The sequence below is a fragment of the Spirillospora albida genome, from assembly GCF_000718255.1.
Classification (GTDB): domain Bacteria; phylum Actinomycetota; class Actinomycetes; order Streptosporangiales; family Streptosporangiaceae; genus Spirillospora; species Spirillospora albida.
Window position 1 is genome coordinate 365,818 of sequence record NZ_JOFJ01000003.1, and the last position, 21,485, is coordinate 387,302.

A 21,485-nucleotide genomic window follows, 5' to 3' on the forward strand; every position below is an offset into this window, starting at 1 on the left:
GGCGGTGGCCGTTCGCGGACGGGCCGTTTCGGGCGGGGTCGCTTGAGGCGGGAAACGGTGGGCATGTAGGCGGTCATGCGACCCTTCACCAGCATGGCGCGCCCGTTCGTGGCGGCCCCGTACATCGTGACCGGCATCGAGACGCTGCGGAACCCCCGCGAGCGCGCGACACAGGTCGGGCCGGCGGTCAAGCCCGTCGCCGACCGGATCGAGTGGATGCCGAAGGACCCCGAGACGCTCGTCCGGATCGAGGGCGCGATCAGCCTCGGCACCGGCGCGCTGCTGCTCACCGGGCGGTTCCGGCGGCTCAGCACGCTGCTGATGGCGGCGCAGCTGCTGCCCGCGCTCGCGACCGGGCACCGCTACTGGAACGAGGACGATCCCGACCGCCGCGCGAGCGAGCGGTCCCATCTGCTGAAGAACGCCGGGCTGTTCGGCGCGCTGATCATGGCGGGCGGCAACCCGCGCCGGTCGCCGCGCGGGACGGAGGTCCGGAAGATGGCGCGGGAGGCCAAGGGCCGCGGCGGCGCCGAGGCCAACGCGCTGCGCCGCGAGGCCGCCCGGCAGATCCACGAGGCGCGGGCGGCCGGGAAGCGCAACGCGTCCAAGGCCGCCAAGGCGTCCAAGTCCGTGTCCAAGTCGGTGTCGAAGTCCGGCGGGGGCAAGTTCGGCGGGGGCAGGTCCGGCGGCGTGTCGGGGATGATGGGCAAGTCGCAGGCGAAGGCCGGGAAGCTGATGGCGAAGACCGGCAGGGCGCCCAAGGGACGGATGACGCAGGCCAAGGGGAAGGCCAAGCAGCTCGTCTCGCGGTGACCCCCTGAACGGAGACTTAAGAAAGTCTCAAACACCTTGAACCCCGCACCGTTCGGGCCGCGTACTGCCTCATGACGGACCGTTTCTCCGACGGAGACCCATGGCAGTGCCCGGCAGGGCCGCGGCAGCGCGGCCGACAGCGGCCGCCGGCGACGAACACGTCGTCGGCGCGCTGTTTCGCGAGTACCATCGGCCTCTGCTCGCCTTCGTCCTCCGGCTGACCGGCGGCGACCGCCAGTGGGCCGAGGACGTCGTCCAAGAGACCATGATCCGGGCATGGCGGGGCGCCGGCCGGCTCGACCGGGGCGCGGCCTCGCTGCTGCCGTGGCTGGCCACGGTCGCCCGACGCATCGTGATCGACCATCGCCGGCAGCGGGGGGCGCGGCCGGTGGAGGTCGGTGACGGCCCCCTGGAGAACGTGCCGATGGCGGACGAGACGGACGGCCTGCTGCGGAAGGTCATCGTGGTGGAGGCGATGGGCGCGCTGTCGCCCGCGCATCGCCGGGTGCTGACGGAGACGGTGTTACGCGACCGGACGGTGAACCAGGCCGCGGAGGTCCTGGGCATCCCCGTCGGCACGGTCAAGTCGCGCGTGTACTACGCGCTTCGCGCCTTGCGCGTCGCTCTGGAGGAGAGGGGGGTGACCACGTGACGGAGCGGGTGGAGCACACCGACGTCGGGGCGTACGCGCTCGGGCTGCTGGAGGAGGACGACCGGCTCGCGTTCGAGGCTCATCTGCGGGGCTGCGACGCGTGCGCGGCGGAACTCGGGCAGATGGCGGGCCTGGCCGGCGCCCTGGCCGGGCTCGGGCCGGTGGAGGAATCCCCGGACGCCGACGCCCCGGCCCCTGCGGACGAGGCGCCGGTGATCGACCTGATGCGCCGCAGGAGAGCGGCGGAACGGCGGTTCCGCCGCGGGACGGCCGTGATCGGCACGGCCGCGGCCGCGGCGTTCCTCGCGGCCGGCGTGACGATCGGCGCCGGGCTCGACGACGACCCGTCCGCTCCCGACGCGCACGCGTCCCACGGCCCCGCGCAGGCGCTGGTCATCTGGGGCGAGCGGCGTCAGGCCGCCGATCCGGAGACGGGGGCCTCCGGCGTGGTGGGGCTGGAGGGCAAGAAGTGGGGCACGCACGTCGGCCTGGAGCTGAAGGGGATCAAGGGGCCGCTGACCTGCCGCCTCGAGGCGGTGTCGCGGGACGGCACGCGGTCCGTCGTCACGGGCTGGCGGGTGCCGCCGCAGGGCTACGGCGTGCCGGGATCGCCGCAGCCGCTGGTGACGCACGGCGGCACCGCGACCGCGCGCGCCGATCTCGTCCGGTTCGAGGTGGTCGTCGACGGCGGCCGGACCCTGCTCGCCATCCCGGTCTGAGCGCGGGCCCGGTCCGAGCGCGGGGCCGGACCGGGCACGGCGGCCCGGTCCGAGCGGCGGCCCTCCGGGCGCCCGATAATCTTGGGGCATGTCCGCTCCGCACTGGCCCGCCCCTGTCGCGCCCGGCCCCGTCGACGCCGTCGTGCCGATCCCCGGTTCCAAGTCGATGACGAACCGCGCGCTGATCCTGGCCGCGCTGGCCGGTGATCCGGTGCGGATCGTCCGGCCGCTGCGCAGCCGCGACACCGCCCTGATGGCGGGGGCGCTGCGGGCGCTCGGCGTGGCGGTGCGCGACGACGGCGACGACTGGGAGGTCGTCCCGGGTGAGCTGACCGGCCCCGCCCGGGTGGACGTGGGTCTCGCCGGGACGGTGATGCGGTTCCTGCCGCCCGTCGCGGCGCTCGCGGCGGGCGAGGTCGCGATCGACGGCGACCCGCGCGCGCGGGAGCGCCCGATGGGCCCGATCATCACGGCGCTGCGGGCGCTCGGCGCGGACATCGACGACGGCGGGCGCGGCGCGCTCCCCTTCGTCGTGCGGGGCACGGGCGCGGTGCCCGGCGGCCCCGTCACGATCGACGCGTCGGGATCGTCGCAGCTGGTGTCGGGGCTGCTGCTGGCCGCTCCCCGGTTCGGCAAGGGCGTGGAGGTGCGGCACGAGGGCCCGCCCGTGCCGTCCGCGCCGCACCTGGCGATGACCGTGCGGATGCTCCGGGACGCGGGCGCCCAGGTCGACGCGGGCGACGACGTGTGGCGAGTCGCTCCCGGCCCGCTGCGCGGCGGGACGTCCGTCATCGAACCGGACCTGTCGAACGCGGCGCAGTTCCTCGGCGCGGCCCTGGTCACCGGCGGCCGGGTCACCGTCCCCGGCTGGCCCGCGGAGACGACGCAGCCGGGCGACGCGCTGCGCGGGCTGCTCGCGCAGATGGGCGCCGAGGTCGCGTGGAGCCCCGACGGGCTGACCGTCCGCGGCACCGGCGCGTTCCGGGGCCTGGACGCCGACCTGCACGAGGTCGGCGAGCTGACCCCCGTCCTCGCGGCCCTCGCCGCGCTGGCGGGCTCGCCGTCCCGGCTGACCGGCATCGCGCACCTGCGCGGCCACGAGACCGACCGGCTCGCCGCGCTGGTCGCCGAGATCAACGGGCTGGGCGGCGACGTGCGGGAGCTGCCGGACGGGCTGGAGATCCGGCCCCGGCCACTGCGCGGCGGAGTCTTCCGCACCTACGACGACCACCGTATGGTCATGGCGGCGGCGGTGCTCGGCCTCGCCGTCCCCGGTGTCGAGGTGGAGAACGCCGCGACCGTGGGCAAGACACTTCCGGACTTCACGGAACGGTGGGCGTCGCTGGTGGCGTCCGCCGCGTAGCCGAACCGGGCAGACGAGCAGGACAGGGGTCGGAGCGCTGGCACGCCGAACAGGGGACTACGACGAGGACGACGTCCGGGTGCGGCCCGGCCGCCGCGGGACCCGCCCGCGCACCCGCCGCCGCCCGGCGCACGAGGACGCCGCGGCGGGCTTCGTCATGGCCGTCGACCGCGGCCGCTACCGCTGCCTGCTCGATCCCGGCACGGACGGCGAACGCGAGGTCACCGCGATGCGCGCCCGGGAGCTCGGCCGCAAGGGCGTCGTGGTCGGCGACCGGGTCGCGCTGGTCGGGGACGTGTCCGGCACGCCCGACACGCTGGCCCGGATCGTCCGGGTGGAGCCGCGCGCGTCGGCGCTGCGCCGCACCGCCGACGACACCGATCCGTTCGAGCGGATCATCGTGGCGAACGCCGACCAGCTCGTCATCGTGACGGCCCTCGCCGACCCCGAACCGCGCCCCCGGATGATCGACCGGCAGCTCGTCGCCGGCTACGACGCCGGCATGGACCCGCTGCTGTGCCTCACGAAGGCCGACCTCGCGGACCCGGCGAACCTCGTCGCCGAGTACGCCCCCCTCGGGGTCCCCTATGTCGTGACGCGGCGCGGCGACCCGCCGGACGCCCTGCGCGAGCACCTCGCGGGCCGCACCAGCGTCCTCGTCGGGCACTCGGGCGTCGGGAAGTCGACGCTGGTGAACGCCCTCGTCCCGGACGCGGCGCGCGCCGTGAGCCACGTCAACGCGGTCACCGGCCGGGGCCGGCACACCTCGTCGTCCGCGCTGGCCCTCGAGCTCCCCGGCCGGGACGGCTGGATCATCGACACCCCCGGCGTCCGCAGCTTCGGCCTCGCGCACATCAGGCCCGAGAACGTCATCAACGCGTTCGAGGACCTCGCCGAAGGCGCCGCCGAACGCTGCCCGCCCGCATGCGACCACTTCCAGGAGGACTGCGGGCTGGACGGATGGGTCGAGGAGGGCCACGCCACCCGGGCCCGCCTCGATTCGCTCCGCCGCCTGCTCGCCAGCCGCGAGGGCGAAGCCGACTAGAAGGGCCGCGGGGACGGGCCGGCTAGGGGTTCTCGAACAGGCCGCGGGCGCGGGCCTCCACCTCGTTCAAAGCCTTGACGTGTTCGGGCGCCAGTTCCTCGACGCAGCGGGTGAGGGCCTCGGCGACCGAGCTGAAGGCGGTCTCCTCGGCGCCGCGCAGCGCGGCCCGGACGGTCGCGGAGCGGGCGCCGAGCGCGGCCCATTCCAGTTCGAGGCGGGCGACGGCCTCGTCGAAGGCGTGGGCGGTCCCGGCCGCAGCCTTGCGCAGCTCGTCCGGGATGGGGCCGCGGCCCGCCTGCCGCGCGCGGGTCGAGAGGCTGGAGATCTGCCCGGCGAGGGACAGCCCCTCGCGGGCGAGCGGCAGCACCTCGTGGATGAGGTCGGTCACGGCCTTCGCGAGCTCCTCGACGCGCGTCAGCAGCGTCCGCGTCGCGTCCTCCAGCGCGGCGGCCGTGCGGGCGGCGACCCGTTCCGCCACGTCGCGCTGGCGGCGGGACAGCGCGGGGACGAGGTCGCCGTCCATGAAGCGGCGCAGCTCCCGCTCGCGGTCGGCGGCGCCGGGACGCTCCGCCCAGTCGGCCCACACCCGCTCGACGCGCTCCCGGCCGGACGCCTCGATCTCGCCGTTGACCTCCTGCAGCGCCTCCCCCGCACGGGCCTTCAGGCGTTCGACGCGCTCGTAGAGGGCGTCCCGTTTGAAGGGCTCGTTGAGCTCGTTGAGCTGCGCCTGCAGCCGCCGGGACACGTCGATGGCGTGTTCGGCGAGCGGGACGAGTCGGTCGGCGAGCTCGTCGAGCGTCCGGGACCGCCGCGGGTCCGTCAGCTCGGCCACCCAGCCGGGAAGGTCGTGCACCATGGCCCCCATGCTGCCACTCCGGCCCTCCCCGCCGGTCCCGGAGAGCGGAATGCCAGGCCGAATGGCGGGTCGGCGGGGGGTGAGAGTGTCGGTGCGGCCCGTGATCGCGGTAGCGTGCACGCCGTGGCGGGCTATTCCGATGACCTGCGTCTCGCGCACGTACTGGCGGACGGGGCCGACGACATCACGACGAAGCGCTTCCGCGCGCTCGATCTCGACATCGAGACCAAGCCTGACCTGACGCCGGTCAGCGACGCCGACCGCAGCGTCGAGGAGCAGATACGCGGCACGCTGAGCCGGGCGCGGCCGCGCGACGCGGTGATCGGCGAGGAGTACGGCCGGACGGGCTACGGCAACCGCTGCTGGATCATCGACCCGATCGACGCGACGAAGAACTTCGTGCGGGGCGTCCCGGTGTGGGCGACGCTGATCGCGCTGATGGAGAACGACCAGGTGGTGGTGGGGGTCGTGTCGGCTCCCGCCCTGCACCGCCGGTGGTGGGCGGCGCGCGGCGGCGGCGCGTGGACGGGCCGCAGCCTGACCCGCGCGACCCGGATGTCGGTGTCGTCGGTGGCGGAGATGCCGGACGCGTCGCTGTCGTTCTCCAGCCTGGGCGGCTGGGAGGAGGGCGGCCGGCTGGAGCGGTTCCTCGACCTGACCCGCGAGGTGTGGCGGACGCGGGCGTTCGGCGACTTCTGGTCGCACATGATGGTGGCCGAGGGCGTCATCGACATCTCCGCGGAACCGGAGGTGTCGCTGTGGGACCTCGCCGCGCTCCAGGTGATCGTGGAGGAGGCGGGCGGGATGTTCACCGACCTGTCGGGCGTCCCCGGCCCGGACGGCGGCAGCGTCGTCTGCACGAACGGCAGGCTGCACGCGGACGTGCTCCGCACCCTGGGCGGCGGCCAGCTGTCCCTGCGCATCGACTGAGACCGGCGTCGAATGACCGGGCGCATGCGATGACCATGCCGATCGAATGACCGTGCCGATCGGGAGACCAGGCGGATCGGTGACCAGGCGGATCGCGTGACCAGGCGGATCGGGTGACCTGACTCTGGGGCGCCCTGATGCTGGCCCCGCGGTCACTCACGGCATACCGTGGAACGGCGGTCGCGGGACGGTCGTTGTCCTGAGGGGCGGCCCGTTCGGAGGTGGAGTCATGTCGACCCAGACCAAGGTCGTGATCGGCGGCGTCGTCGTCGGGTTCCTGACCCTGTTCGTGTTCCCGTGGTGGGTGAGCGCCCTGATCATCCTCGGTGTGCTGGGCGCGCCGCTGGCCGGCTACCTGATGCTCGACCCGGCCCAGCGCAGGCGGCTTCGCGCCCAGGGCCGCAAGCGCCTCGGCAGCTGAGCGGCGCGTCCGCCCGCTGCCGAGGGCCGGTTCCTAGTCCCAGAGGCCGCGGTCGTCGCCGCGCGGGTCCAGGACGATCGCGTCCGCGGCGCCGTCGAACACCTTGACCGGACGGGTCGCCGGGTCGAACGGCGTCCAGCCCGGGTCGCCGCCGACGGCGAAGTCGAGCCAGGCGCGGTGCATCGCGGCGGCGAGCCCGCGCGGCGGGTTCGGCCCGGCCATGCCGCCGGTGTCGGCGCGCAGGTTGTCGAAGACGAAGCCGAGTTCGAGGGCGTGGCAGGCGCCGAGCCCGGCGACGGGCGAGCGCCACGCGAACTCGTACATCCAGGTGCGGCCGCCGGACGCGGCGTGCCCGGCGGCGGTGCGGTGCGCCGGGACGCGGAACAGCGAGTCCGTGATGATCATTGCCATGAGCTCGCCGGAGGTCAGACCGGGGTGGCGCTCCCGGTAGGCGGCGGGCAGCGTCGCCGGGACTCCCATCCCGGCGGTGGCGGGGACGATCAGCTCCTCGGTGAAGACGTCCGCGAGACCGGTCGGCATGAGGAACAGCCGGAACTCCTCCGCGTTGTAGCCGATCAGGAGGTCGACGTCCCTCCCGGCGCCGGCCGCGATGGCGTCCTCGGGGCGGCGGGTGAGCAGCTCGCCGTCGATGACCGGGGTGAGGGACATCCCGCCCGCGGCGGTGGTGGCGCCCCAGCGGCCCGGGTCGGGCAGCGCCGCGACCTCGGCGGCGACGGCCGACTGGACGGGGATGATCGCCGCCGGGTCGAGCGCGGCGAAGCCCTCGGCGGTCGGCTCGACGCCGAGCCGGGCCGCCATCTCCTTGACGACGAGGAGGGCGTCCTCGGGCTCCTGCGCGATGGAGCCCGCGCCGCTCTGCGGGATCGCCCGCCGGAACAGGCCGAGGTCGAGGGAGAGCAGGGTGGTGACGCTCATCGCGCCCGCCGACTCGCCGAACACCGTGACCCGTGACGGGTCGCCGCCGAACGCCGCGATGTTGTCGCGGACCCATTCCAGCGCGGCGATCTGGTCGAGCAGCCCCCGGTTGGCCGGGGCGCCGGGCAGGTGCGCGAAGCCCTCGACGCCGAGCCGGTAGTTGATCGTCACGCAGACGGCGCCGTCGCGGGCGAAGTTGCGGCCGTTGTAGACGTCCACGGCGCCGGATCCGTTGCGGAAGGCGCCGCCGTGGATCCACACCATGACGGGCAGGCCGGAGCCGCCGGGATCGGGCGTCCAGACGTTCAGGTTGAGGCAGTCCTCGCCCGGGACGACCGGGTCGGGCAGCAGCTCGCTGAACGGCTTCGGGTACGGGGGCTTGGGCGCGGTGGGGCCGTAGGCGACGGCGTCGCGGATCCCGTCCCAGGACGCGGGCGGCCTGGGCTCCCGGAACCGGTTCGGGCCGAACGGCGGCGCTGCGTAGGGGATGCCGAGGAAGGCGGTGACCCCGCCCTCGGCCGTTCCGCGCACCCGCCCGTATGCGGTCTGAACGACTGCTCCCATGTCCGCGCCTCCGGTTTTAGAAAGATGTTCTAAGACCGCAGGGTAAGGGACGGGCGCTTCCGGCGTCAGCCCTCCCCGCGCCGCCCCTCGCGCTCCCCCGTGCCGCCCTGCCCGGGTCAGCCCTTCCCGGCGTGCAGCATCCGGGTGAGGTATCCGCGCGCGAACGCGCGCAGCTCGTCGTCGGTCTCCAGGACGAGTCCGCCGCCCGGGACGAGCAGCAGCGACGTCGCGACGCGCAGCAGCACCTCCGCGACCGTCGCCAGGTCGGCGGCGTCCCCTTCCGGACGGGCGCGGCGCAGCCGGTCGGCGAGGATGTCGCGCGCGGCGAGCATCACCGCGCCGCCGTTCATGCTGAGCTGCGGCAGGAACGCCTCGGGCTCGCTCTGCACGACCCGCGCCATCAGCGGGTGCTCGCGCGCGGCCTGCAGCCCCGCGACGAACCCCTCCACGACGGCGTCCTCGGCGGACGCGAGGCCGTCCGTGGCCGCCGCGATCGCCGTGAGGAACCGCCGCACCTCGCGCAGGATCACCGCCTGGACGAGTTGCTCCTTGTTCGTGAACCGCCGGTAGATCGTGGTGCGCGCGACGGCGGCCCGCTTGGCGACGTCCTCGACGCTGACGCGGCGCAGCCCGTAGGTCTCGAACTCGGTGAGCGCGGCGTCCAGGATGCGGGTGTCGAGGTCGTCGCCGCCGGAGTCGGGGGCGGACAGGCGGGCGAGCAGCCCTGCCTGGTTCACGGCCGTGCGGGTCGCGTCCATGGTCATGACGGCACCTCAGGGGGACGGGAGGGCCGGGCTGCCCGGCCGATGGCTACAGGGATACAATAAGCGTCGTTCTGTTTCTTCATCTCCTCGATGCGATGGTGCCCATGACGGATGGACTTGGCCCCGGCTCCCTCACCTGGCGCTTCTTCGGCGACACCCGCATGCTGCTCGTCGGGCCGCGGGCGGCCGTTCTGCAGAACATGCTCCCGGAACTCGGCCAGGGCGTCCTGGACCACTCGGTGTTCTTCAAGGAGACGTTCGCGCGCGTGAAGCGCTCCGCCGGCCCGATCCTCGACACCGTCTACGGCGGAGACCGCGCGGAGGCGACGGGGCACCGCGTCCGCGATTACCACCGCGGCATCAAGGGCGAGATGCCGGACGGCACCCGCTACCACGCCCTCGATCCCGAGACCTACTACTGGGCCCACGCCACCTTCCTCGACAACATGCTCTACGGGGTGGAGACGTTCATCCGCCCTCTCGGCGACGCGGAGAAGCGCCGCATCTACGAGGAGTCGAAGGTCTGGTTCCGGCTGTACGGGGTCAGCGACCGCGGGATGCCGGACGACTGGGAGTCGTTCCAGGCGTACTGGAAGCGGATGCTGGACGAGGTGATCGTCCCGCACAAGACCGCCCGGTACGGCGTCGGCTACGTCACCAAGGGCCTGCCGCGCCCGCCGAAGGTGCCCGCGCCGGTGTGGCGGGCGGTGTCCCCGCCGCTGAACGCGGTCGCCCGCTTCGTCACGGTCGGCGGCCTGCACCCGAGGATGCGGGAGCTCCTGGAACTGCCCTGGTCGGAGGCCGACGAGCGCCGCCACCGCCGCTTCGCCGCGGCCGTGCGGCGGGCGAACGCGCTCTGGCCCCTGCTGCCGGAGGCCGTCCGCTACGTCCCGCAGGCGCGAAGGGCGTTCCGCAGGCACCGCTGACGCCGCCGGTGCGCCGCGGCGAGGGGAGGTCTCCCCGCCGCGGCGCACCGCGCCGGCGCCGGTTCCGGACGCGAACGTCAGTTCCGGACGCGGGCGTCAGTTCCGGATGCGGGCGTCGTAGGCCTTGCGCGCTTCCGGGTCGTAGTCCAGGAAGATCTTGTCCAGGCCGTAGCGGCGGGACGTCGCCTGCCGCACCCTGTCGGGCAGCAGCGCGCCGATCTTCACCTGGCGGCCGAGCTTCTTCGGCACCACGGCCTGCGGCCGGGGCCGCCCGATCAGCTCGACGACCGCGGCGGCGATGTCCTCCGGCTCGCAGTTGTCCATGCCCTTCGGGCTCTGCGTCCCGGCGACGAGCTCGGTGTTGGTGAACGTCGGCAGGACGGCGCTGACGTGCACGCCCCGGTCCTGGACCTCCAGCCGGGTCGCCTCCGTGAACGCGATGACGGCGGCCTTGCTCGCGTTGTAGAGCGCGAGACCCGGCACGTACATGACGCCGGCCAGCGACGCGATGTTGATGATGTGGCCCTTGCCGCGCGGCAGCATCAGGCCGAGCGCGAGCTTCGTGCCGAGCATCACGCCGTGCACGTTGATGTCGAAGCAGCGGCGCGCGTCGGCGTCGCTCTCGTCGGTGACGGCGCCGATCGGCATGATGCCCGCGTTGTTGATGAGGACGTCGATCGGCCCGGCGGCCTTCTCCGCCTCCGCGAGGAACGCCTCGAACGATTCGCGGGACGTGACGTCCACCGGGAACGCGGGTGCGCCGAGCGACGCGCCCGCCTCCTTCGCGGCGGCCTCGTCGATGTCGCCGATGACGACGGTGGCGCCCTTCGCCTTGAGGGCGCGGGCGGTGGCGAGGCCGATGCCCCGCGCCGACCCGGTGATGGCGATGACCTTGCTCATGCGTTGTTCTCCAAGCTCATCTGTTCTGAAAACTCAGCCGACTAGAGGCGGTCGAGGCGGACGGGGAGGCCGTCCTTGGGCGAGGGCAGGGACGTGGTGTCGAGCGGCCACTCGTAGCGCGCCGGAACGCTCCACCGGTACCGCTGGAGGATCTGGTGCAGGACGCTCTTCACCTGCATCCCGGCGAAGTGCAGGCCGATGCACTTGTGCGCGCCGCCGCCGAAGGGCGCCCACGCGTACCGGTGCACCTTGTCCTCACGGCGCTCCGGGGAGAACCGCTCGGGGTCGAACCGCTCCGGGTCCGGCCAGTACTCGGCCATGCGCTGGTTGGTGAGGGTCGGCACGACGACGAGCGCGCCCTTCGGGATGTGGAACCCGAGGATCTCGGTGTCCTTCACGACCCGGCGGGGCAGCGCCGGGACGGGCGACACCAGCCGCAGCGACTCCTTCATGACCATGTCGATGCCGGTGAGCTCGTCCAGGTCGGTGAAGTCGAGGCCGGGGCCGCCCTTCCTCTGCGCGAGCGCGAGGGACTCGTCGCGCAGCCGCTCCTGCCACTCGGGATGCTTGGCGAGGTAGTACGCCATGGTCGTCAGCGTGATGGTGGTGGTGTCGTGCGCCGCCATCAGCGCGAAGATCATGTGGTTGACGACGTCCTCGTCGGTGAACCGCTGGCCGTCGTCGGTCTCGGCCTGGCAGAGCGCCGCGAACAGGTCGTCGCCGCCGTCCCGGCGCTTGGCCGGGAGGTGCCGGTAGAAGAACTCCTCGAGCGTCTCGCGCGCCTTCAGGCCCTTGTGCCAGCGCAGCCCCGGGACGGGGAAGCGCACGTACGCGGTGCCCGCCCGGACGGCGTCGATGAACGCGCCGTTGATCCGGTCGGCTTCGGCGCGGTCCAGTTCGACGCCCATGAAGACGTCGGTGGCGAGGTCGAGGGTGAGCTGCTTGATGCGGTCGTAGACGACGAAGTCCCGTCCGGGCGTCCACGCCTCGACGCCGGCGGCGATGCCGGGAGCCATCGCCTCCATGTAGGAGTGCAGCCGCTTGCTCGTGAACGCCTGCTGCATGATGCGGCGGTGGTGCAGGTGCTCCTCGAAGTCGAGCAGCATGATGCCGCGGTGGAAGAACGGCCCGATGTACAGGCCCCAGGCGGGCCCGTTCGCGAACGCCTTGTCGCGGTTGACGAGGACCGCCTCGGCGCCCGCCGGCCCCTGGACGGTGACCGTGCGCTGCCCGAGCAGCCAGCCCCAGGCCACCTCGCCGTACTTGTCGTACCGCTCGCGCGCGGTCTCGAACGGGTGCCGCATCACCTTCAGCGTGGCCCCGATGTAGGGAATGCCGGGCACGCCCGGGACCGGTTTGAGGCCGCTGCCCTCCGGCGGCGGCGCGAGCACGCTGACCATGGGACCTCCGGGGATGCGCTCACGCTTGCGCTACAGAAAACCGAGATCTGTTGCTTTGTTGTAACGCAGCGGACACCCGTAAGTCCAGACTTATCGGACGTGAGTTGCACCGGTCCCGGACCGGTCCGGATCCAGCAGCCGCCGCCGCGCCGCCTCGGTCAGCGGCCGGTACGCGCCCGTCCGGTCGCGGTGGAAGACGAGCCCGCCGCCCGCCGGGGGCAGGCCCTCCGCCCGCAGCGGCGCCGTGCGCAGCCGCCGCCCCGCCGTCACCGGCACCTCCGGCACCACCCGGACGATCTGAGGCCGCAGCCCGGGATCCACCTTCAGCAGCGCCTCGGCCAGGTCGATCGGCTTCAGCTCGGCGCCCTCCCGCAGCACGATCGCGGCCACCACCAGCTCCGCGTCCCCCACCGGAACGCCGTACACGGCGACCGTGTCGACGTACGCGAGATCGCCGAGCGCGTCCCGGATCGGGCCGGGCGGGACGATGCCGCCCGCCGTGCGGATCAGCTCCGCCTCGCGTCCGGCGGACCAGAAGTCGCCGTCCCCGTCCCGGGTGAACAGGTCACCGGTGATCGTCCAGGCGTCCTCGGGGGCGAACACGCCCCGCACCGGACGGGCCGCCGCCGCGAGCGTCGCCGGCCGGATCCGCGCGAGCAGCATCCCGATCTCGCCGGGCGGGCACTCGACGGCGAACCCGTCCGGCCCCTGGACGAGCTCACCGCGCTCCAGGTCGTAGCGGGCGAGCCGCACCTCGGCGCTGCCCGGCAGCGGACGGCCGAGCGCGCCCGGCTTCTTCCCGCTCAGGTTGACGAGGACGGCCTCCCCCGCCGTCGACGCGTAGAACTCCAGCACCCGGGCCGGCGCGAACCGCTCCTCCACCCGCCGCCACAGCCCGCGCGGCATCCCCGACCCGATGAACAGCCGGACCGGGTGGTGCCGCTCCCCCGGATGCGGCGGCGCGTTCACGAGATCGCGCAGCAGCGTCCAGGTGTAGGACGCGACCGTCACGCCGTAGCGGCGCGCCTCGTCCCAGAACGTCTCCGGGTCGTAGCCGCCGGCGAGCGCGAGCCGCGCGCCGCCCGCGACGGCCCCGCCGAGGCTCATCAGCACGGCGGACGGATGCTGCAGCGGCGTGATGCTGTAGACGGTGTCGGCCGGGGTCAGCGCCGCCGACGACGCGGTCCCGAACGCCGACAGCGCCCACCGCCGGTTCGTGACCCGGCTGGCCCGCAGGTGCTCGCCGTCGCCGGTGAACACGATGAAGGCCAGGTCGCCGGCCCGTCCCGGGTTCGCCCGGAACCAGCCGGGCGGCTCCACCTCGTCCGGGTCGATCTCCTCCATGTCCGGCAGGACACCGCGGTCACCGCTTCCGCTTCCGCTTCCGCTTCCGCTTCCGCCGAGCAGGTGCGCCGGGACGCCGATCTCCGCCGCGCGGGCCGCGTGCTCCGGGTCGGCGATCACCCGGGTGATCGCCCCGAGCCGCGCTTCGGCGGACGGGTCACCGTCCGGGCGCAGCAGGACGGCGACCGCGCCGAGCCGGCTCAGCGCGGCCATCAGCGCGAGCGCCGTCGGCCGGGTGCCCATCAGCACCCCGACCGCGTCGCCCTGCCGCACCCCGACGTGGATCAGCCCCCGCACGATCGCGTCGATCCGGCGCCGCACCGCGTCGTGCGTGTGCGCCCGCCCCCGGTAGAGGAAGAACACATCGTCCGGCCGGCGCCGCGCCTGCTCGTCCAGCAGCAGGCCGAGCGACACGCGGGTGGTGGCGTGGATGCGCTCCAGCCGCGCCAGCCGGGGCAGATGCCGCGCGGCCTGCCCGGCGAGCTGCCGGGTGCCCTGCACCACCTGCGCGGCGGACCGGGCCGCGCCCGCCCCGACGCCCGCCGCGAGCCGCAGCCCGTACGCGGCGGGCAGCCCGGCGGGCGGCACCTCCTCGTCCCCGGCGACCGGCGCGATGATCTCGGGCAGCGGTCCCGTGCCGTCCCGCCAGCGCGCCCACCCGGCGACCGCCGGCCACGTCCGCTCGGTCGCGAGGCTCCCCACGACCAGCCCGAAATGGCCCGCCTTGAGGGACGCCTCGTACACCTGCGCGCGCGGTGCGGCCCGCCGGATCCCGCGCACCATCGGCGGCGCCGCGATCTCGTCGACCTCACCGACGAACGTCAGCACGGGGCAGCCGATGTCGGCGAGCGTGACGAGCCGGTCGCCGATGACGAACCCGCCGGTCAGCATCCGGTTGTGCTGGACGAACTGCCGGATGAACTCGGCCAGCGCCGGGCCCGGCCACGACACCCAGCCCTCCCGCTCCAGGAACCTCCGCTGCCGCTCGCGCGGCGCGAGCCGCTCGCGGTCGTGCAGCTGCAGGATGAACTCGGCCCGCGACCGCACCGACTTCACCGGGCTGAGCAGCTGAAAGCCCATCCGCGTCACCCAGCCGGGCACCGCGAACCCGCCGAGCAGCCAGTCCGGGATCCGCTCCGCCGCGTCGGACGCGAGCCACCCCGGAACGCCGAACGGCAGCCCCACGCTGGTGTCGGCGGGGCTGCCGAAGGTGACGCACGACTCGATGCCGTCGCCGCGCCGGTACGCGGCGGCCTGGTACACGAACATGCCGCCCTGCGAGTACCCGGCGAGATGGACGTCCCGTCCGGTCGCCTTCCGCACCCGGTCGACGGCGTCGCTGACCGCGAGGACGTGGTCGGTGACCGTCCGCTCCAGCCCGCCCGGCTCCCGCTCGGGCGCCCCGAAGTCGACGACCCACGGGTCGACGCCGTCGCGGTGCAGCAGCCCGACCGCGCTGGTCCCCGCGGAGATGTCGTAGACCTCCGCGGTGATCATCAGCGGCGGGACGAGCAGCGCCACGGGCCGCTCGCCCGCCGCCGTCTCGGGGAAGTAGTGCCGGAGGCGGTACACCCGCTGCTCCGTCACGACCTCGCACGGGGACGCGTCCTCGGCGGTGTCGAATCCGCCGAATCGGGCGACCTCCAGCGCGTTCTGCGCGGTGGCGCCCAGCCGGGACCCGAGACGGAGGAGCGAGCTGGCAACAGGGGGCATCGTCGACCTCTCAGAAAGTCAACGACATCGTGTCCGTAATCACCGGCATTGGCAATTCATCCTCGCCCGCTCTCGGTCGGTCGGGACGGGTCAGGAGACGACGCGGGCCCCGTCCATCTTCCCGGCCTGGAGGCGCTCCCACATGTAGCGCCGGCGCGGCTTGCCACTGGACGTCCGCTGGATCAGCCCGCCGCCGACGACGATCGTGATCTCCACGTCGTCGCCGACGCGGCGGCGCAGCATCTCCCGCACGTCCGGCGCCCAGGAGTCGTCGCCCGTCTCGACGAACAGCGCGAGGCCCTTCTGCCCCGCCCCCGGGACGCCCACGACCACGATGCGTCCCTTCCCGAGCCCGCTCACCTCGGCGATCTTGGACTCGAGGTCCTCGACGTAGACCGACCGGCCGCGGACCTTGATGCTGTCGCCCATCCGCCCGAGGACGAACAGCTGCCCCTCGTGGAAGAACCCGGCGTCGCCCGTGTAGACCTTCCCGTCGATGAACCGCGTCGACTTGCCCTCGGCCCCGGCGTAGTACCCGCGGCACACGGACTCGCCGCCGACGACGATCTCACCGAGCAGACCCTCGCCGAGCTCGCGGCCGTCGTCGTCGACGATCGAGACCGGGACGTCGTCCTCGGGCGTCCCGCATCCGACGATCCAGCCCGCCTTGGCGCCGAGCACCGCCGGCCCGAGCGTGTGCTGCTCCTCGATCCGGACCGGCTGCCCGAACGCCAGCGACTCCGCCTCGGGCCGGACGGCCAGGGGGTCGCGGCGCTGCTGGTCCATGGTGACCGCGAGGGTCGTCTCCGCCATGCCGAACGCGGGCTTGAGGGAGTGCCGCGAGAACCCGAACGGCTCCAGCAGCTCCGAGAACGCCTCCAGCGCGTGCGGGTCGATCGGCTCCGCCCCGATGATGATCGTCTTCCAGCCGGACAGGTCGACGCCCGCCAGTTGCTCCGGCTTGACCCGCCGCGCGCAGTACGCGAGCGCGAACGGCGGCGCCGCCGTGTGCGCGGCCTCCCCGAAGCACCGGATCCAGCGTGCGGGGTCCCGGATGAAGTGGTCCGGACGCATCAGCCGCAGCGTTCCCTGCCGGGCGATCGGCGTGAGGAACGTGCCGATCAGACCCATGTCGTGGTACAGCGGCAGCCAGGACGCGACGACGTCGCCCTCTTCGTACGCGGCGAGCCGCGTGATCAGCTCGCTGTTGGCCTCGAGGTTCTCCCAGGTCACCATGACGCCCCGGGGGGCGCCGCTCGACCCGGACGTGAACTGCAGCAGTGCCAGCTCCCCGGCGGGCTGCACCGGGGCCTCCTCGGCGGCCTGGCGGGGCAGCCACGGCTCGCCCTCCAGCCCGGCCTCGGCCATGGCCCGCCCCGCGTACCCCGCGAGGTCCTCCGACGCCACCGTCAGCACCGGCTCGGCCTGCCGCAGGATCGCCGCGATGTGCGCGACGTAGTCATCGCCGTCCTGGAACAGCGGCGGCGTGATCAGGCAGGTCGTCGCGCCCGCCGCCCACACCGCGAAGTAGGTCTCGATACAGGTGAAGTCCGTGGGAAGGATCAGGCACACCACGTCGCCCGGCTTCACACCGGCCTCGATCAGCGCCCCGGCCGTCCTCCGGGCCGCGCCGGCGAGCGCGCCGTAGTCCCGGAACTCCCAGCCGCCGTCGTCGGCCGCCAGGTGAACGCCGCGTCCGGTGTTCGGCTTGTCCAGCCAGTCCCGCAGCGCAGATGCCATCGTGTCCCCTTCAAAGCTCCACGAGTCACCCCAGGCGTGACTCGTGGGTAACTTCACCAGCGCGCCGGTACCCCCGTCAACTGTGACGAATCAAAGAGACCGGGCGGTCATTTGGAGGACTCCACAGTTCCCGCTGAGTGGGACACCCGAGAGTTTGCGACGCACCTGACAACCTGCGCCCCGAAACCACTCACTTCCGGTGATGTCCGCCCCGTTCACCTCGTTGTTACGGTCTCGTCACGTCCACGATCGGAGACCGCATGGACAACCGGCGCACCTTCTGCCGCACCGCCCTGCTCTCGGCAGGGACCGTCCTCGGCGGCGGCCTCCTCACCGGCACCGCCGGCGCCGCCGTGGGCGAGAAGCGGATCAACGCCCGGACCCTGGACCTCACCGTCCCGTCCAAGGCCATGCGCAGGTCGCTGAAGGTGCGCCTGCTCCTCCCGAAGGGCTGGTCCCGCAAGGCGAAGCGGACCTGGCCCGTCGTGTGGGCCCTCCACGGCGGCAACACGAACTACACCGCCTGGACGAAGAACACCGACATCGAGAAGCTCGCCGCCACCCGCGACGTCATCGTCGTCATGCCGGAGGGCGGCTACGCAGGCGGCTACACCGACTGGTGGAACCACGGCCTGGGCGGCACCCCCGCCTGGGAGACGTTCCACCTGACCGAACTCCGCACCCTGCTGGAACGCTCGTACCGCGCCGGCAGGGCCAGAGCCGTCATCGGCCAGTCGACGGGCGGCTACGGAGCCCTGATCTACGCCGCCCGCCACCCCGGCATGTTCCGATTCGCCGCCGCGTACAGCCCCTTCGCGTCCACCCTCACCCCAGGCACGCCGGAGGTCCTGCTCACCGGCCTCTCCGGCCTGGGGCCCTTCACCGACAAGAACGCGATGTGGGGCGACCCCTTCTGGCAGCGCGCCATCTGGCGGGCGCACGACCCGCTCACCCAGGCCCACCGCCTGCGCGGCACGAAGCTCTACATCTCCGTGGCGAAACACGGCAAGAAGGGTCCCTTGGACCCGCGCACCGCCCAAGCGGTGGACCCGGCCGAGGAGTTCTGCCACTACACGGTGAAACCGTTCCTGGCGCGCCTGTCCCAGCTGAAGATCCCCGCCACGACCCACCTGTACGAGGCGGGCACCCACAGCTGGAGCTACTGGCAACGCGAACTGCACCGCTCCTGGCCCGCGCTGATGAAGGCGCTCGGCGCCTAACCTTCCCGCGCGACGACCCGTCGTCCCAGAACCACGGCCAGGGCCCGCCAGCCCAGGAGCACGGCCCCGAGGAACCCGGTGGCCACGAGGACGAACGCCACCGCCGTCCCCTGCCCGGAAACCGCCCGGAGCACCATCCCGACCGCAACGGTACTGACCCACACCACGACCCCGGTCGGCACGAGCGCCAGTGGTCGCCGCCATCCCCGGGAAGCCGCCCACCCGACCAGGAGCCCCGCGAGGAACGGCCAGGCGGCGGACGCGAACCCGAGCACCGACTCCGCCTCGGCGTGCGTCCGCCGTCCGATGCCCACGAACAAGAGCACGAGCAGACCGTCCACGACCAACCCCAAGAACCGCATCCCCACAGCATACGAATCCACCGCGCCGCACCGGCACTCGTGGGTGTCGCCGCATGCGCATTTTGCTCCAGCGTCGCACTGGCGCTGGATTCCTTCGGGGTTGGTCGGAGCTTATCGGCGACTCTTCTTGCTTTCTGGTTTTTCCAGTGTGTTGTTCAGCTCGTTTTTCGAGTTCGCTTTCGAATTCGGACTCGGGAGTGGGTGGTGGGGGCGGCGCTGCGTACGGGGCCGCCCCTCCAAAGTCAAGGGCGCTTCGCGTCGCTTCGCGATGGGACTCCGTCCCACCCTTGACTTCGGAGCCTCTACGGCCCCTGGGTGCAGCTTTCGTCGGGCAGGCTCCGCCTGCCCCCGCCCGACGCGCCGCCCCCACCACCCACCACAGAACCCAGAGGCGAAGGGCAGAAGAGAGACAAACTGCGTTCATCGACTGCGGCCGAATCGCGAGTTGTGGCCTTCCATTTCGGAGGGGTCAGATCGGCGGCGAAAATCTTGCGTTAAGTGCATTCGATCTTTTGTGGTCGGTTATCATTAGAACATGAGTTCGATGACGGCATCCGATATGGCCGGGGCGTCCACCGCCGAATTGGTGGACGTCGCCGCGCGGATCGCCGCCGAACTCGCCCAGCGCACCCCGCCCGAATCGGCGGCCGCGTGCCTGGAGCTGACCAAGGCGCTGGCCGCCGCTACCGACCACCACGAGGCAGCGATCGCCGGAATGGTGGGGGTGATCGATCGGGCCGGTGAGGCGAAGCGGTGGGGCTATCCCTCGACTCGCTCGTGGTTGCGGTCGGTGCTGGGGATGCGGGACGCCCGCGCGAGTGAGCGTTTGACGCTGGCGCGTCAGCGCGATCGTCTGCCGCAGGTCACGAAGCGGTTCGCGGGCGGGGATCTGTCGTTCGGGTACGCCGCCACGGTGGCTGACGCGGTGCAGACCGCGCGGATCACCGACCCGGGCGATGTCGAGGCCGCAGAGAGGATCCTGCTGGAGCTGGCCGACCAGGGATTCGCGCCCGGGAAGCTCGCGGCGTTCGGCCGCCGGATCCGCGAACTGGTCGCCGAACGCGACGGCACCGCCATCCCGGACGAGGATGTGCGGCGCGGGCACGAGGATTCCTGGACTTCGGTGGCGCGGTCGCTGGACGGCGGTGTGTTCTTCCGCGGCTACCTCACCCCCGAACATGCCGCCGTCTGGGACACCACCGTCACCCCGCTGGCCAAGCCCGCCGGCCCCGGCGACACCCGCGACACCGCGCACCGCACCGCCGACGCCCTGATCGGCATCCTGTCGGGTGGGCACGCGCAGGCGAAGGTCACCGTCGTGGTCGACCTCGATACCCTCACCGGCGGCGCCGCGCCCGCCCGCCTGGCCAACGGCACTCCCCTGCCGCCCGAGCAGGCCCGCCGCATCGCTTTGAGCGCGGGTGTGTCACCCCTGCTGCTCGGCAAGGGCACCACACCTCTGTACCTGGGTCATCGGGTCCGGTTCGCCTCCCCCGCCCAGCGCCAGGTCCTGGAGACGCTGTATCCCACCTGCGCGGTCCGCGAATGCGAGATCCCCGGGACGGCGTGCGAGGTCGACCACGTCGACGGCTGGGCCCTGGGACGCAGCCCCACCGACATCGACCGCCTCGCCCTCTGCTGCGGCTTCCACAACCGCTTCAAAGCCACCCACCCGAACCAGATCCACATCGGCCAACACTCCGACGGCCGCTACGTCTACCGGCTCCTTCCACCGGATGATCTAGGCCGCGGCCACCCCATCCAACGCGAAGGCCCCTGACCCGGCGGCCGGATTCCCGGCCATCCCGAGCACGACCGAACGTTGCGACGAGGGCCGGCACCGCCCCGCCGCCCATACCCACACGCCCGGCCGGGCTACGGCGACGGCCTCGCCGGCCTGGCCCGCGACTACGGCGTCACCGTCGACGGCGGGTGACGGCGTCCCGCCGTGCGGGCGGGAGCGAGTGGAATCCCCAGGGAACAGGCGCGGGGAACGAAGAAGGCCCGGAGGAAGGTGAGTACCTTCTTCCGGGCCTTTCCTTGGTAGCGGGGGCAGGATTTGAACCTGCGACCTCTGGGTTATGAGCCCAGCGAGCTACCGAACTGCTCCACCCCGCGGCGTTGGTTCAACTGTATGGGGAGCTGGGGAGTTGCGCAAACCGGTTACGGAGCGGGGGGTGCGGAGAGGGCCGCGGTGAGCATGGCGGTGAGGTCGGCGACGTAGGCGCCGTGGTCGACGGGGAGGTCGCGGCCGGGGGCGGCGGCCTCGATGCGGGTGGTGCGGTCGGCGAGGGCGGCGGTGAGGAAGGCGATGAAGAGGGAGACCCGCTCGCGGGCGAGGGGTTCGGGGAGGTGGGCGAGGCAGGCGGCCAGGAGATCGAGTTGCCGGACGAGGCGGGTGCCGTGGAGGAGCGCGGGGGTGGTGTCGTCGCGGATCCCGGCGCGTCCGGCGAGCTGGGCGGTGATGCGGAGGAAGTCGCGGCCGTGGGGGGTGCGGAGTTCGGCGGCGGTGGGCTCGACGATGGCGGTGACGACGCCGGGGAGGTCGGCGGGGGCGGTGGTCCGGGACGGTTCCATGCGTTCGACGCCGGCGCGGAGGATGGCTTCGAGGAGGCCCTGGCGGGAGCCGAAGTGGTAGGTGATCGCGGAGTCGTTGCCCTGGCCGGCCAGGGTGACGATGTCGCGGGTGCGGGCGGCGTCGATGCCGTGGGTGGCGAAGAGGCGGGCGCCGGCGGTGATGAGGCGTTCCCGGGTGGCGCTTGCGTCGCGTGGCACGCCGATGATACTAACGGAAGACGTTAATAACGGACGCCGTTA

At 73.0% G+C, this 21,485-nt stretch carries 19 protein-coding genes and 1 tRNA gene; 10 read left to right on the plus strand and 10 right to left on the minus strand.

Going from position 1 to position 21,485, the window contains the following annotated elements:
- Positions 1–75: 75 nt before the first annotated feature.
- From IE99_RS30075 to rsgA, 5 genes are all read left to right on the plus strand, one after another.
- Positions 76–813 carry a DoxX family protein gene (locus tag IE99_RS30075; protein ID WP_084219314.1) on the plus strand — a complete coding sequence of 246 codons (738 nt, stop codon included), beginning with the start codon at positions 76–78 and terminating at the stop codon, positions 811–813.
- 100 nt (positions 814–913) lie between these two features.
- Positions 914–1,465 (plus strand): sigma-70 family RNA polymerase sigma factor, encoded by a 552-nt coding sequence (locus tag IE99_RS0106300; RefSeq protein WP_030164987.1) that lies wholly within the window; start codon positions 914–916, stop codon positions 1,463–1,465.
- Positions 1,462–2,184 (plus strand): anti-sigma factor family protein, encoded by a 723-nt coding sequence (locus IE99_RS0106305; RefSeq protein WP_037558774.1) that lies wholly within the window; start codon positions 1,462–1,464, stop codon positions 2,182–2,184. The genes IE99_RS0106300 and IE99_RS0106305 overlap by 4 nt, the downstream gene beginning before the upstream one ends.
- 88 nt (positions 2,185–2,272) lie before the next feature.
- On the plus strand, positions 2,273–3,547 hold the full coding sequence (gene aroA, locus IE99_RS0106310) for a 3-phosphoshikimate 1-carboxyvinyltransferase (protein ID WP_030164993.1): 1,275 nt from the start codon (positions 2,273–2,275) through the stop codon (positions 3,545–3,547).
- A gap of 79 nt (positions 3,548–3,626) precedes the next feature.
- Complete coding sequence (gene rsgA / locus IE99_RS0106315) at positions 3,627–4,592, plus strand: ribosome small subunit-dependent GTPase A (RefSeq protein WP_211258737.1); 966 nt, start codon at positions 3,627–3,629, stop codon at positions 4,590–4,592.
- A gap of 22 nt (positions 4,593–4,614) precedes the next feature.
- Here rsgA and IE99_RS0106320 read toward each other — a convergent pair whose 3' ends face one another.
- A complete protein-coding gene (locus IE99_RS0106320; protein WP_157610073.1) occupies positions 4,615–5,448 on the minus strand; it encodes a hypothetical protein in 834 nt (277 codons plus the stop codon).
- A gap of 123 nt (positions 5,449–5,571) precedes the next feature.
- Here IE99_RS0106320 and hisN point away from each other — a divergent pair, with 123 nt between their 5' ends.
- Both hisN and IE99_RS0106330 read left to right on the plus strand, forming a co-directional pair.
- Positions 5,572–6,378 (plus strand): histidinol-phosphatase, encoded by an 807-nt coding sequence (hisN, locus tag IE99_RS0106325; RefSeq protein ID WP_030165002.1) that lies wholly within the window; start codon positions 5,572–5,574, stop codon positions 6,376–6,378.
- Positions 6,379–6,607: 229 nt separating this feature from the next.
- Positions 6,608–6,799, plus strand: coding sequence for a hypothetical protein (locus IE99_RS0106330; protein ID WP_030165004.1), 192 nt, complete (start codon positions 6,608–6,610; stop codon positions 6,797–6,799).
- Positions 6,800–6,832: 33 nt separating this feature from the next.
- Here IE99_RS0106330 and IE99_RS0106335 read toward each other — a convergent pair whose 3' ends face one another.
- Together IE99_RS0106335 and IE99_RS0106340 are read right to left on the minus strand one after the other, a co-directional pair.
- A complete protein-coding gene (locus tag IE99_RS0106335; protein WP_030165007.1) occupies positions 6,833–8,299 on the minus strand; it encodes a carboxylesterase/lipase family protein in 1,467 nt (488 codons plus the stop codon).
- A 116-nt stretch (positions 8,300–8,415) separates the two neighbouring features.
- Positions 8,416–9,063 (minus strand): TetR/AcrR family transcriptional regulator, encoded by a 648-nt coding sequence (locus IE99_RS0106340; protein ID WP_245623082.1) that lies wholly within the window; start codon positions 9,061–9,063, stop codon positions 8,416–8,418.
- Between the two features lie 104 nt (positions 9,064–9,167).
- On the opposite strand from IE99_RS0106340, the gene IE99_RS0106345 reads away from it, so the two are divergent.
- Complete coding sequence (locus IE99_RS0106345; RefSeq protein ID WP_245623083.1) at positions 9,168–9,989, plus strand: oxygenase MpaB family protein; 822 nt, start codon at positions 9,168–9,170, stop codon at positions 9,987–9,989.
- Positions 9,990–10,085: 96 nt separating this feature from the next.
- On the opposite strand, the gene IE99_RS0106350 is transcribed toward IE99_RS0106345, so the two are convergent.
- The 4 genes from IE99_RS0106350 to IE99_RS0106365 all read right to left on the minus strand — a co-directional run bounded on the left by IE99_RS0106350 (position 10,086) and on the right by IE99_RS0106365 (position 17,086).
- Positions 10,086–10,889, minus strand: a complete 804-nt coding sequence (locus IE99_RS0106350; RefSeq protein ID WP_030165015.1) for an SDR family oxidoreductase — start codon at positions 10,887–10,889, stop codon at positions 10,086–10,088.
- A 41-nt stretch (positions 10,890–10,930) separates the two neighbouring features.
- The gene (locus tag IE99_RS0106355; protein WP_030165019.1) at positions 10,931–12,289 is read right to left on the minus strand and encodes a cytochrome P450; all 1,359 of its coding nucleotides are present in this window, start codon (positions 12,287–12,289) and stop codon (positions 10,931–10,933) included.
- A 90-nt stretch (positions 12,290–12,379) separates the two neighbouring features.
- The gene (locus IE99_RS0106360) at positions 12,380–15,346 is read right to left on the minus strand and encodes an AMP-binding protein (RefSeq protein WP_051712100.1); all 2,967 of its coding nucleotides are present in this window, start codon (positions 15,344–15,346) and stop codon (positions 12,380–12,382) included.
- A gap of 90 nt (positions 15,347–15,436) precedes the next feature.
- The gene (locus IE99_RS0106365) at positions 15,437–17,086 is read right to left on the minus strand and encodes an AMP-binding protein (protein WP_030165026.1); all 1,650 of its coding nucleotides are present in this window, start codon (positions 17,084–17,086) and stop codon (positions 15,437–15,439) included.
- A 260-nt stretch (positions 17,087–17,346) separates the two neighbouring features.
- On the opposite strand from IE99_RS0106365, the gene IE99_RS0106370 reads away from it, so the two are divergent.
- Entirely contained in the window at positions 17,347–18,306 is a 960-nt protein-coding gene (locus IE99_RS0106370; protein WP_030165029.1) for an alpha/beta hydrolase, read from the plus strand.
- On the opposite strand, the gene IE99_RS0106375 is transcribed toward IE99_RS0106370, so the two are convergent.
- Complete coding sequence (locus IE99_RS0106375) at positions 18,303–18,668, minus strand: DUF3054 domain-containing protein (protein WP_030165037.1); 366 nt, start codon at positions 18,666–18,668, stop codon at positions 18,303–18,305. The genes IE99_RS0106370 and IE99_RS0106375 overlap by 4 nt on opposite strands.
- Positions 18,669–19,203: 535 nt before the next feature.
- Here IE99_RS0106375 and IE99_RS0106380 point away from each other — a divergent pair.
- A complete protein-coding gene (locus IE99_RS0106380) occupies positions 19,204–20,448 on the plus strand; it encodes an HNH endonuclease signature motif containing protein (protein WP_084219315.1) in 1,245 nt (414 codons plus the stop codon).
- Between the two features lie 261 nt (positions 20,449–20,709).
- Here IE99_RS0106380 and IE99_RS0106385 read toward each other — a convergent pair.
- Together IE99_RS0106385 and IE99_RS0106390 are read right to left on the minus strand one after the other, a co-directional pair.
- Positions 20,710–20,786 (minus strand) — tRNA-Met (locus IE99_RS0106385).
- A gap of 45 nt (positions 20,787–20,831) precedes the next feature.
- Positions 20,832–21,443 (minus strand): TetR/AcrR family transcriptional regulator, encoded by a 612-nt coding sequence (locus tag IE99_RS0106390; RefSeq protein ID WP_084219316.1) that lies wholly within the window; start codon positions 21,441–21,443, stop codon positions 20,832–20,834.
- Positions 21,444–21,485 lie beyond the last annotated feature (42 nt).